The organism is Clostridium omnivorum, from assembly GCF_026012015.1.
Classification (GTDB): Bacteria; Bacillota; Clostridia; order Clostridiales; family Clostridiaceae; genus Clostridium_AX; species Clostridium_AX omnivorum.
On sequence record NZ_BRXR01000001.1, the window covers coordinates 2,320,949 to 2,334,194 of the forward strand.

Annotated in this window: 10 protein-coding genes and 2 other annotated features; of the genes, 8 read left to right on the forward strand and 2 right to left on the reverse strand. The window is 32.2% G+C overall.

All coding sequences use genetic code 11. The annotated features are described in order from the left end of the window. Positions 1-92 precede the first annotated feature (92 nt). From bsdE14_RS11145 to bsdE14_RS11165, 5 genes are all read left to right on the forward strand, one after another. Entirely contained in the window at positions 93-794 is a 702-nt protein-coding gene (locus bsdE14_RS11145) for a response regulator transcription factor (protein WP_264850008.1), read from the forward strand. Beyond that, positions 784-2,220 (forward strand): sensor histidine kinase, encoded by a 1,437-nt coding sequence (locus bsdE14_RS11150; protein ID WP_264850009.1) that lies wholly within the window; start codon positions 784-786, stop codon positions 2,218-2,220. Before bsdE14_RS11145 ends, bsdE14_RS11150 begins: the two co-directional genes overlap by 11 nt. A 132-nt stretch (positions 2,221-2,352) precedes the next feature. Then, positions 2,353-3,669: a hypothetical protein gene (locus bsdE14_RS11155; protein WP_264850010.1), complete on the forward strand. Its 1,317-nt coding sequence runs from the start codon at positions 2,353-2,355 to the stop codon at positions 3,667-3,669. 498 nt (positions 3,670-4,167) lie between these two features. Beyond that, positions 4,168-4,290, forward strand: coding sequence for a hypothetical protein (locus tag bsdE14_RS11160; protein WP_264850011.1), 123 nt, complete (start codon positions 4,168-4,170; stop codon positions 4,288-4,290). 209 nt (positions 4,291-4,499) lie between these two features. Next, positions 4,500-6,371, forward strand: a complete 1,872-nt coding sequence (locus tag bsdE14_RS11165) for an APC family permease (RefSeq protein ID WP_264850012.1) — start codon at positions 4,500-4,502, stop codon at positions 6,369-6,371. 73 nt (positions 6,372-6,444) lie between these two features. Here bsdE14_RS11165 and bsdE14_RS11170 read toward each other — a convergent pair whose 3' ends face one another. Next, the gene (locus bsdE14_RS11170) at positions 6,445-8,286 is read right to left on the reverse strand and encodes an APC family permease (RefSeq protein ID WP_264850013.1); all 1,842 of its coding nucleotides are present in this window, start codon (positions 8,284-8,286) and stop codon (positions 6,445-6,447) included. Positions 8,287-8,507: 221 nt separating this feature from the next. Further along, positions 8,508-10,238, reverse strand: a complete 1,731-nt coding sequence (thrS, locus tag bsdE14_RS11175; RefSeq protein ID WP_264850014.1) for a threonine--tRNA ligase — start codon at positions 10,236-10,238, stop codon at positions 8,508-8,510. A gap of 49 nt (positions 10,239-10,287) precedes the next feature. After that, positions 10,288-10,508: a binding site (T-box leader), on the reverse strand. A 38-nt stretch (positions 10,509-10,546) separates the two neighbouring features. Next, positions 10,547-10,766 (reverse strand) — a binding site (T-box leader). 175 nt (positions 10,767-10,941) lie between these two features. Here thrS and bsdE14_RS11180 point away from each other — a divergent pair. From bsdE14_RS11180 to deoC, 3 genes are all read left to right on the forward strand, one after another. After that, positions 10,942-11,376, forward strand: a complete 435-nt coding sequence (locus tag bsdE14_RS11180) for a hypothetical protein (RefSeq protein ID WP_264850015.1) — start codon at positions 10,942-10,944, stop codon at positions 11,374-11,376. Positions 11,377-11,451: 75 nt separating this feature from the next. Then, the gene (locus tag bsdE14_RS11185; protein ID WP_264850016.1) at positions 11,452-12,123 is read left to right on the forward strand and encodes a DUF4867 family protein; all 672 of its coding nucleotides are present in this window, start codon (positions 11,452-11,454) and stop codon (positions 12,121-12,123) included. A 356-nt stretch (positions 12,124-12,479) separates the two neighbouring features. Then, entirely contained in the window at positions 12,480-13,148 is a 669-nt protein-coding gene (gene deoC / locus bsdE14_RS11190; RefSeq protein WP_264850017.1) for a deoxyribose-phosphate aldolase, read from the forward strand. The last annotated feature ends 98 nt before the right edge of the window (positions 13,149-13,246 follow it).

Consider the following 13,246-nt stretch of genomic DNA (forward strand, 5'->3'; position numbering starts at 1 on the left):
TTTTTATTTGTGAAAAGCAATTAAACAAATATTACACTAAATGATATAATATGGTTGTACATTAAATTATAGCTTATTTGGGGGGGCTAGAGATGAATTTAAAGATATTAGTAGTGGAGGATGATTTTTCAATAAATGATATACTAACTTTTGCATTAAAGAGTGAGGGATATGCAATAGCAAGTGCCTTTAGTGCAAAGGAAGCTAGAACTAAATTTGAAGAGTTTAACCCTGATTTGGTGTTGCTTGATGTTAATCTTCCGGATGAATCAGGGTTTGAGCTCTGCAGATCAATAAGTGCCGAATATAAAATACCAGTTATAATGCTTACTGCAAGAAATGATATAATTGATAAAATTCTTGGGCTGGAATTAGGTGCTGATGATTATATAACAAAACCCTTTAATATAAAAGAGGTTTTAGCCAGGGTAAAGGTTGCTCTTAGAAGAGTTGATAGATATAGAGAACAAACTGAGGATAATGTATATATAAAGCTAAGTGATAGTGTAAAGGTTGATTTGGAAAAGAGAATAGTTTTAAGAGGTAGTGAAGAAGTTAAGCTAAAGCCTAAGGAATATGATTTGCTGGTGTTTTTTGTTAAAAATAGGGATAGGGTATTCTCTAGAGAAGAGCTTTTGGATAAAGTATGGGACTACGATTATGAGGGAGATTTAAGAACAGTAGACATTCATGTTAGAAGATTAAGAGCAAAGCTGGATTCAAGTGGCGGTCAATCTATAATAGATACAGTATTTGGGGTTGGGTATGTAATGAGGCGCAGAGATGAAAAATAGCATTAAGGCTAAAATTACTCTAGGATTAACTGTAATTTTTATTATATCCGGAATACTGTTAAATATTTTTATAAGACAAATATTCACTTCTAATTTAGAAAAAAGCATAAAAAGCACTATGTCCGATTTAATGAAAAGCTCTAGAGAGGTTATAGTAAGCAATATAAATAATGATAAAACACAATTTGATGAGCAGGCTCTCTATAAAAGCATATCTAAAGTAGTTGGGTCATCGGTAATAGGTAATTATTATCAATATGAACTAAGGGATACAAAGGGAAAAGTGGTAGATTCCAATATAATCGATGAAATGAGCGAGCTGCTTGAAAAGGGTACTAGTTCAGCCTTAGAAGGCAGGGCAGTGATAAATATTAAATATTCAGAGGAAGATGCTATTGGGATTTTGTCATATCCTATTTACAGCGACAGTAAGTTTATTGGAATAATAAATATAGCCAGCAGCTTTAGTGATATATATGCTGATAATATAAAGACAATAAATATGATAACACGTATTGAAATAGGTATTTTTGTATTCATTTTTACTGCAGCCTATCTTTTTGCTAGTAGTATGATAAAGCCTATACTAACGCTTACAAAGCAAGTGCAGAGTGTAGAGGAAGGCAACTACGATGGAAATATAGAAATTAAAAGTAAAGATGAAATAGGTATATTAATAAAAGAATTTATGCTGATGAAGGATAAGATAAAGGATCAAATAGAAACTATAAATAAAGAAAAGGAAAAGGTTGAAAAGCTTGAAAAAGTAAGGAGAGAATTTTTTAATAACGTTACACATGAGCTAAAAACACCCCTTACAGCTATATCTGGTTACTCTCAAATGCTGCTCCAAAATAGGACAGAGGATGAAGAGTTTAAGCATAGGGCTGAGGAAAGAATTTATCTTGAAAGTGAAAGGCTGCATAAACTAGTTCTAGATTTAATTGAAGTATCCAAGGGTACTTTGTTTTTGGAGGAGGACAAAATACAAATTGAAGTGGACAAGCTTTTAGGCGACGTATGCTCAGATATGAAAATTAAAGCAGATAAATATTTTGTAAGCATAAACAAGAATATAGCTGAAGGCAAAGTATTTGGACAGCAAAGAAAGCTGCAGCAGCTTTTTATTAATTTAGTTGATAATGCAATAAAGTATTCTTTTAAAGGAAGCACAATATATGTAACCGGAAAGAAAATAGAAAATGCATATGAGATAAAAGTTAAAAATACAGGTAAACCCATAGATGAAAATATATATAATCGCATTTTTGAACCTTTTATAAAGGGAAAAGATGAAGTGGAAAAGGGAAGCAGTGGCCTTGGGTTATATATTTGCAGCGAAATAGTTAAGGAGCATGAAGGACAAATAACTATTGAGAATGGAAATGAAATAACAGTTAAGGTGGAGATACCCCTTGTTAAATAAAATAAAAAATAAAAAGTATTTGGAAACACTTTGGAAACAACTGATACAATTTTAGAAAATAGTACTTGGTATTATTTATATATAGAGCAGGAAGCTGCCATAAATAATACTTTTAAAAGGGGTGCAACATTTATGAGAAAGGGTAAATTAATTATAGCTGTAATCTTATGCATTACTACTTTTATGTTAGCTGGGTGCAGCAGCAAAGAAAAAGAAATAGAACTAAGTAAAAATGTTAAGCAGCAGCTTATTGACGAGGAGAATGCTTCTATAAAGCTTCAAAAGCTTAATGAACTGGATTTTGGAAATGAAATATATTATCCAGTACTCTGGAAGGATGATGAAAATATCATAGCTACTAATAGTAATGAAAATTTGAGTTCTAGTTACGAAGATATTAACAAGCAAAAAGAAGGGGATATAAACATTTATAATATAAATATTAAAACTTCACAGCGTACTAAATTAAAAACCATAGAAAAGGCATATTGCGGTGATGTAGGTAAACAAGGATTTTATGGCAAGTTCTTATTTATGAAGGACAACGCACTATGGACGTATAGTGCTGGTGATAATAGTGAAAAGCTGATCTATGATTTAACAGAAGCTATTAAAGAATTTAAGGAACCGGGCTTTGGTGCTGCTAGTTCACAGCAAACAATTAAGGACAGTGACATTTTGCCTAAGATTAAATCGGGCTTTGTTAAAGGCAGTGATAAATATATTTATATCATGAGCTATGTTTCTGATGGTTCAGATGCTAATCAAGTACTAAGAATTCTAGATTTAAGTACGGGAAAAGTATATAAGAATCCATATATTAAGGGGTTGTTTGATTCTTTTGAAGAGCCTTATGTAGGTTGGGTATACAGTAAAGTAAGTGACAGCTTTTATGCTTGTTCAGCAAATAAAGGAAGGCTGTATGAGTATAACCTAGCAAGCCCTAATAAGATTAAAAATGTAAGAGCTATGAAAGGTCTAATATCAGATATAACAGAAGATGGAGATAAATTATTATTAATGGCAGTAAATTCTAGTAGTGCAAAATATAAAAATACAACTGCTATAGAGCAATATAATATTAAAAGTAAAGAGCTTACACAGCTGGTATATGATAAAACAAAAAGATCAGATTATAGTAAAGTTTCTGCTTACACTGGGATTTCAATTAATAATAATATAGTTAACTATGATGTAGAGACTATAACTATAAATAAAAATAAACCAACTGGTATTGATCATATAACTTATATAGGAAACTATGATGGAAGCTCAATAAAAAATGTAAAAACCATGCCTATAGAAAAGGTTGATAATAAAGGAAATGCAGACAGTATAGTTTTTAATGCTAAAGGTGATAAGTTTATATATTCTATATATTATTTTGATCAAGGAGAGGATTATTTAAAGCTTTCAAAAATAAGGTCTTGGGTTTATGAGGTAAAATAAAGCTGATAAGTACATTTTCGGAAATATTTTCAATAAATATCTTCTAATATGTGAACAAAGCGTGTATAATATGGGTATTAGATTCCCATAGGAGAGTGATTTTTATAAAAAATAAGAAGCAGATGGTATTAATTTCTTTAATGTTATTGGTACTTATAATAAAAATTACTTTTCCATCGGGTGTAGTAAAATACCAAAATAGCAATAGAAATGAAGTAAGTCAGAAAGTAATAAAACTTCCCAGCGAATCTAATACTTCTGTTCTAAATAAGGATGGAGAAAAATTTAGTGTAGGAAACGTATTTTTTAATATATATAACTTTTTAGCAATCTCATTATCTATAACTGTATATGTATTTGCAATATATTTTCTGTATCGAAGATTTTTATTTGAGGGTAACAAAAAATTATATTATATATCAACAATCTATTTTAATGTGAGTAAATATAAGGGCGTGAATATTTCTTTCTAATATTAAATTAAAAGGAGGAAATATGATGAATGCTCAAGATATATTAATTGCCGTTGTTATAGGAGTATTTGCAGTAGGCGGTGCTTGGTTTACAATAGCATCACACATAGAAGGCAATAAGCAAAGTAAAAATAATGATAATAAATAAAATAAAAATTTTAATGTATATGGAAATAACTTAATGATTTATGAAGAAGTTAGAGGGCGTAAGCCCTCTAGGCTTTTTTCTTTATTTTAAATATTAAAAGCGCAATTATAATTTTCATATATTCTATTTTAAATTATCCATTTTTAATATTTCTATATATTTAAATTTTAAATAATTAATTATGGCACGTACAAAATTAGGAGGATATTATGTTTGAAACTTTAAAACGATTATTAATTGGAAAGCCACTGAGAAATGATGCACTTAGTGGAGAAAAATACAGCGTTGCAATGGGACTACCTATACTATCAAGTGATGCTATTTCTTCAGTTGCCTATGCTACAGAGGAAATATTGCTTGTGCTATATCCTGTAGTTGGAATACTAGCATACAATAGCATGATAGGAGTTTCCGCTGCAATTGTAGGACTTTTAGTGCTATTAACTTTTTCCTATAAACAAACTATTCAAAACTATCCTAATGGTGGAGGGGCATATATTGTAGCTAAGGAAAACTTAGGACTTATTCCTGGTATTTCAGCAGGAGCTGCTCTATCAGTTGACTATATACTTACAGTTGCGGTAAGTATTTCAGCAGGAACATCGGCTATTATTTCCGCATTTCCATCTCTAGAAAGACATAGAGTGCTTATATGCCTATTAATTTTATTGCTTATAATGCTTGGAAACTTAAGAGGTATTACCGAATCAGCTAAAATCTTTAGCATACCACCTTATGCTTTTATACTAGGAATGGTTACTATGATATTAGTTGGAATTGTTAAATTTAAAGTTACTGGTATTGTACCACCACCACCAAGTAATGCAGCAATTGCAACACAAAGCTCAGTGACTATAATTTTGCTTCTTAGAGCCTTTTCATCTGGATGTTCTGCGTTAACGGGAGTTGAGGCTGTAAGTAATGCAGTACCAAACTTTAGAGAACCTTCAACAAAGCATGCTCAAATTACTCTTATGCTGCTGGCGTTTATAGTACTTATAGTTTTTGGTGGTATATCCGTTTTAGCTAGCATATATAAAGTTGCTCCAGTAGCAGGAAAAACTGTACTTTCACAAATTGCTATGGGTGTTTTTGGACAAGGTTTTATGTATTACTACATACAGGTTACTACTGCAGTTATACTTGCAATGGCAGCAAATACTGCATATTCAGGTTTTCCAATGTTAATTTCAGTAATTTCTCATGAGGGTTATGCTCCAAGACAATTTGCATTAAGAGGAGATAGACTAAGCTATTCTAATGGAATTATTGCTTTATCAACAGTAGCTGCTATTCTTATTGTTGTATTTAAAGGGGAGACACATCTTCTTATTCCACTATATGCAGTAGGAGTGTTCGTTTCATTTACCCTTTCACAAACAGGAATGTTTATGAGATGGGTTAGAACCAAAGAACCTGGATGGGTGCATAAAGCAATCATTAACGGAATGGGTGCTTTAGTTACAGGTGTAGCAGTAATAATCATCGGCGCTACAAAATTCACTCATGGAGCATGGATTGTTATAGTTATAATTCCAACCTTGGTAAAGGCTATGCTTAAAGTTAAAGATCACTATAATGCAGTTGCTAAACAGCTAAGAATTGAAGAAGATGAATTAGCTACCATAGATTTAGATAAAGAACTATATAGAAACCGTGTTATTGTTCCAATTGCCAGCGTGAATAGGGCGAGTATAAGAGCTCTTAGATATGCAAAAACAATTTCGGATCATGTAACAGCCTTTAATATAACTATAAATGAAGAAGAAAAAGAAAAAATAGAGAAAAAATGGGCAATACTTAATACTGATATTCCTCTGGTTGTAAGAAATTCTCCATATAGAAAGATTGTAAATCCTCTTATAGAATTTATTGAATCAGAAGAATACGATATGAAAAAAGGCGATATGATCACAGTTGTAATACCAAACTTTACTGTTAGAAATATGTGGCATAAATTGCTTCATAATCATACTAGAATGTTTATCAGCGGCGAACTATTGAAGCATAAGCACATAGCTATTGCAACAGTGCCTTTAAAGTTAAAGGACGACAATATTATTCTTAAGGATAAAAAGTAATTAAGTAATCACAGTTTTATTAGCTCCCTTAACTAATTATATTCAATTAGCTAAGGGAGTTTTTCTATTTTCTTTACTCTTCTATTATATATGGTACAGAAATTACTATAATATTTCTGCGCTTATAAAGCATATTCTTTATAAATAAGGAAGTCTGATTGTGAAGTATATTATGCCACCATTTTGTAATAACAAGCTGTGGTATAACTACAGTAACTGTTTCTCCAGGCTTTGAAGCATGTTCCTCTGAATTTATAAAATCTATTAGAGGGTCTATAATCTCCCTATAAGGCGATTGTCTTACAATTAGGGGAATCCCCACATCGTACTCTTCCCATTTCTTCTGTAACTTTTTAGCTTCTTCGCTATCTACAGAAACATAAAAGGCAACAATATTCTTAGAAATATACTTTGAATAGTTCAAGCATTTTAAAAAGGCCTTATTTAAAGAATTTACTAGGATAATTACGTGCTGCTTATCATCAGAGGGCTCAAGATTCTTTGGCCTTATATTTAGAGGAAGCTTTAGCTGCTCTGCGATTTTTATATAATGTCTCTTTATCCTAAGCATAACAAATACAAAGATAGGTATTAGAACACATACAATCCAAGCACCATGTTTAAACTTAGTTATTCCAATTATTATAACTGTTATAAATGTAACTAATGCACCCATACCATTTATAACTGCTTTATGTTTCCATCCAGGTGTTTTTTCTCTAATCCATTTGGTAAACATACCTGTTTGTGAAAGTGTAAAGGATATGAAAACTCCTACGGCATACAAAGGCATTAAGTTATGCGTATCACCGCTAAATACTATTATCAATAAGCATGAAGCAATGCATAATAATATAATTCCATTAGAGAAGCTTAATCTTTTTCCTCTCTTAGCAAATTGTCTAGGAACAAATCCATCTCTTCCTAGTAATGATAAAAGAAGTGGAAGATCAGCATAAGCAGTATTAGCAGCCATTATTAAGATAAATGCTGTGGTAACTTGTACAGCATAATACATGAAACTTGTACCAAAAACTTGTGTAGCAATTTGAGCAATAACTGTATTTTCTGGGTTCGGAACTGCATGATATATTGTAGCTAGATAAGATAATCCTCCAAATATAAACAATACAACTCCAGCAAGCAAACCAAGTACAATTTTAGCATTTTTTTGAGAAGGTTCTCTAAAGTTTGGAATACCATTACTTACAGCTTCAACACCAGTAAGTGCTGTACACCCAGAAGCAAAAGCTCTTAAGAATAAAAAGAGAGTTATATCTCCTATTGCCTTTTGCTGTATAGGGTATAATGGTTGTGGATTATATCCAAATACAAAGTGTCTAATAATTCCAGTAATAATCATAACTGCAACTGATACAATAAATAAATAAGTTGGAACTCCAAATAGTCTTGAAGAATCCTTAATTCCCCTTAAATTACCTAGAGTCATTAATATAATAATAGCAACAGAAATAACTACTTTATGTGCATATAACGCTGGTACTGCTGAGTAAATAGCTGCTGTACCTGCACTAACGCTAACGGCTACAGTCAAAATATAGTCAATTGATAGTGATGCTCCTGCTACAAGACCAGGAATTGTACCTAAATTGTCATGAGCAACAATATATGAACCACCACCACATGGATAATTGTCTATAGTTTGTCTATATGAAAATACCAGTAAAAATAATAAAAACACTATACATAGTGCAGCATAAAACATGTATTTATATGATAGTAATCCAAGTATAGGAATTAATACTATCAAAATCTCTTCTCCTGCATAAGCAACTGAAGAGATAGCATCGCTAGACAAAATTGGTAAACCCCAAAATACATTAAACTTTTCTGCTGTAAGTTGGTCCGTTCGTAATGTATCACCTATTAATAATCTTCGAATTCTTGAAAACATACTTTCACCTCTAAATTCCTAAATACCAATCAAGTATATATTAAGGGTGGGGTTTACTCAACCTTGCTTCAATGTCCATATATTCGCTTTAAAGTTAAATCCGATAACTCACAGATTAAGAGACTAAAAGAGGTTTATTAGAATTTAAAAAGCTTGTGTTACTTAAGTTTTACTATTAGTATTAAAAAATTTTTCAATGAGCATTTTTATAATTTAAGTTCTTAAAGCTCCAGTACCTTATTATCTATTTCATCTTTAATTCTTGAAATGAAGTCTGATAGCTCTACAAGCCCCTCCTCACCGTTCTTCCTGCTTCTTAAGGAAATTTTATTTTGATCTTGTTCCTTTTCACCAATAACTATTATATAAGGAACTCTTTCATTTCTAGCTTCTCTGATTTTGTAGCCTATTTTTTCAGTTCTGTTATCTAGAGACACCCTTATATTTTTATCTTCTAGAAGTTTAACAATACTTTCCGCATAGTTGCTAAATTTATCAGAGATAGGAAGCACATTTACTTGAACAGGCGCTATCCAAGTTGGGAACTTGCCGCCGAAGTGTTCAATTAAAATAGCTATAAACCTCTCAAGGCTTCCAAAGATGGCTCTATGAATTACTATAGGACGATGTTTTTCGTTATCACTTCCTATATAATGAAGATCAAATCTCTGTGGAAGCTGGAAATCAAGCTGAATAGTTCCGCATTGCCACCTTCTGCCTATGCTGTCTTCTAGATGAAAATCTATTTTTGGACCATAGAAGGCACCATCGCCTGGGTTGATTTTATAGTCCATGTTTATTTCGTCTAAGGCACCTTGAAGAGCGCTTTCAGCTATCTCCCAATCCTCGGCACTTCCCATGGAGTTTTCTGGCTTAGTTGAAAGCTCAACTTTATATTTAAAGCCAAACCTAGTATATATCTCATCTATCAGGGATATTACCCCTTTGATTTCATCCTTAATTTGTTCTGGAAGCATGAATATATGGGCATCATCCTGAGTGAAGGCCCTTACTCTCATAAGTCCATGCAGTGCACCTGATAGCTCATGTCTGTGAACCCTTCCCATTTCAGCAGCTCTAATAGGCAGCTCTCTATAGGAATGAGCTTCAGACTTGTATACTAACATTCCTCCTGGGCAGTTCATAGGCTTAATAGCAAATTCCTCTTCATCAATATTTACAGTATACATATTTTCCTTGTAGTGAAACCAATGTCCTGAAGTTTCCCACAGCTCTCTATTAAGTATGATTGGAGTTTCAATTTCTATATAGCCATACTTTTTATGAAGCTCTCTCCAATAATCTATCAGAGCATTTTTTAGCACTACCCCATTAGGTAAAAAGAAAGGAAAACCTGGACCTTCTTCCATTAGTGCAAATAGTTTAAGCTCTTTTCCAAGCTTTCTGTGATCCCTTTTTTTAGCCTCCTCCAGCATATTTAAATATTCCTTTAGCTCTTCCTTTGAAGCAAAAGCTGTTCCATAGATTCTTTGAAGCATCTTATTGTTTTCATCGCCTCTAAAGTAAGCTCCAGCAACAGATAAAAGCTTAAAAGCTTTAACTTTGCCAGTGGACTCTACATGAGGACCAGCACACAGGTCAACAAATTCACCTTGCTTGTAGAAAGAAAGCTCTTCATTTTCTGGAATGCCTTCAATTAATTCAACTTTGTAAGGTTCATCTTTTTCTTTCATAAGTTTCATAGCTTCTTCTCTTGAAAGCACAAAACGTTCTAGCTTTAAATTTTCTTTTACTATATTTTTCATTTCTTTTTCAATGTCTTCTAGCATTGCTGCAGTAAAAGTCTCATTAGAATCAAAATCATAGTAAAAGCCGTTTTCTATGGAAGGACCTATAGTTAGTTTTACCTCAGGATATAATCTTTTTACTGCCTGAGCAAGTATGTGTGCGGCAGTGTGTCTAAGAGCAAGTAGTTCTTTTTCATTATTCATAATAAAATCCTCCTTAAAATATAATCAAAAAAATAAAACTCATCCCTAAAAAAGGGACGAGTATCATCGCGGTTCCACCCAAATTACAGTAATAGAAAATTTATTACTGTCACTCAAAACCTATAACGCGGTTAACGGATATACCTACTAAAATTCAGTATTCAACTCAGAGGTGGTTTTCAGCAATACTTGCACAAGAAGCCTTGCACCCGATGGACTTCTCTCTCTTAGAACAGTAAATTGCGTACTCTTCCTCATCAATGCTTTAGATATAATATTTAATTAAAAATAAAAAAACTCCTCCCTAAAAAAGGGACGAGTATTATCGCGGTTCCACCCAAATTACAGTAATAAAAATATCACTGTCACTCAAAACCTATAACGTGGGCTAACGGATATGCTTACTGTAATTCAGCATTCAACTCAGAGGTGGTTTTTCAACAGCACTTGTTCAAGAAACCTTTCAGCCTATGAGTTTCTCTCTCTTTTAACAGTAGTCCGTTTACTTTTCCTCTTCACAGTTTTTATTTTCTATTATTATATGTCTGAGCAAAAAATATGTCAATATACTTTTGGAATAAATTATAAAAATTTTCTTAAATGTAATTTTGAAGCATTAATGTGGATAATTAGGGGGTACATTTTATGAAATTTGAAGTATAATAAATTGATGAAAGTATTTTAAAGACGAGGAGAAATTATAATGAAGATTTATAAGCAAAAGGATTATACATTTATAAAGCTTGTATTTTCAATTTTTATTGTAGCTATGGTCTTTGGAGTGATTCTTTATGCCATAAATTGTGCAAAACCTACAGTGAAAAATGATACTTTAAAAATATCTGGTTTATATAAAGTGGAACTAAAAATTGATGAGATTCAGGACATAACCTTGAAGGATGAATTGCCTAATGGATTCCATAAAAGTAATGGAATAGATCTCTTTGGCAGAGCATATCTTGGGAATTATACAGCAGAAAACTATGATAAGATTAAAGCATGTGTATTATCAGGAAAGGCTCCATACATTTATATAACTACAAAAAATGATGAAGTAAAATATATAATACTTAATCTTAAGGATAAAGCGCAAACAGAAGAAATGTATAATGCTATAAGTTCAAAGATAAAAAAGTAGTTAGGAACTTAAGTCAAGTATATTATTTTCAAATAGATTAAAACTAATAACAAAAAACAAAAGGAAGTGTTTGTTATGACCTTGAATGAGCTTAGGGAGCTAAACCCACATTTAGATATTAAAGGCGTAACTAACTTAGCCTTTAAAAAGTATGGTAGGATTGTAACAGGGTATGATTTTACAGAGCTTATAAAATATATGGAGAATAATACTGAAATACCTGAGGTGGGAACTATCTATTCTTCTTCTGAAGCTGTTATGAAAGCTGACGAAGTATCAGAACATATAGAAAAAGATATTTTTGGTGAGATGCCTATACAGGTAGGGTACTGCAATGGAAAAAGTTCTAACTTGAATGCACTTGAATACCATAAGAGCAGTGAACTAAATATAGCAGTTACTGATATGCTACTTTTTCTTGGAAGAGTACAGGATATTCAGGAATGGCAGTACGATGTAAAAAACCTAGATGCATTTTTTGTTCCAGAAGGAGTAGCAGTTGAACTATATGCAACTACACTTCATTTTGCACCTTGTAAAATAGAACCTAGCGGTTTTAAATGTATCGTTATATCACCAAAGGAAACTAATCATAAGCTCCAGCATGAATATGACAAGCAAGGTGAAAATAGGCTTCTATTTATGAAGAATAAATGGCTGCTGGTACACCCTTCTAGAGAAGATCTCTTGGAGAGAGGAGCTTACTCAGGAATTAATGGTGCAAACTTAGAGGTATTTATTGATTAAAAGTAAGGTTGGTTTAACATAATCATTTATTAAACAATAATAAATAATATGGAGTTCTTATAATAAAACCTGTGATTAATGTCGCAGGTTTTGTTATGTTAAAACCAGTGTGATGTGTTAGCGCTTACATGAGCTATATAATTTCCTCATTGAGTATAGCATATATAAATGTAAATAACTCTTTAAAACACATATAAGTCCAAGAGGCATAAAGTAAATATTGACTTTAAAGGAAGTATGGTATATATTTAATATGTTAACACTGTAAGCGGTTACACAAATTACATATTATAAATTGTTAGTAGTATAATAATTCTTAGTTATATAAATAAATTATTTTTTAAGGAGTGATTACTTTGGATTTAAGAAAATTTATCGACCATACTCTATTAAAAGCTGATGCTTCAGAGTCAGAAGTAGTAAAGATTTGTAAGGAAGCTAGAGAATATGGCTTTGCATCAGTATGTGTAAATGCTTTTAGAGTTCCAGTAGTAAGGAGAGAATTAGAAGGCAGCGATGTTAAGGTTTGCTGTGTTGTAGGCTTTCCTCTAGGAGCTATGACTAAAGAAGCTAAAGCTTTTGAAACTAAGCAAGCTGTTGAAAATGGTGCACAAGAAGTAGATATGGTTCTAAATGTTGGAGCTATGAAGGATAAGCAATACGATGTAGTGCTTGCAGACATAAAGGCTGTAGTAGAAGCTGCAAAGGAAAAGGCTTTAGTTAAAGTAATATTAGAAAACTGTCTATTAACTAAGGAAGAAATAGTTAAAGCATGTGAATTAAGCAAAGAAGCTGGAGCTGATTTTGTAAAGACTTCAACTGGCTTTAGCACTGGCGGAGCAAAGGCTGAAGATGTAAAGCTTATGAGAGAAACTGTTGGAACTCGTATGGGAGTTAAAGCATCAGGTGGAGTTAGAACTACTAAAGATGCTGAAGAAATGATAGCTGCAGGAGCAAGCCGTATAGGAGCAAGTGCTTCAATTTCAATAGTAGAAGGAACTGAAGCATCAAAATCAGGATACTAAGATATAGTTTAATATAATAAATTATATAAAAGAAGTGCGTACAGCACTTCTTTTCTTATATAAGCAATTATGATACTGCAGGAGAAAATTAAAATTAT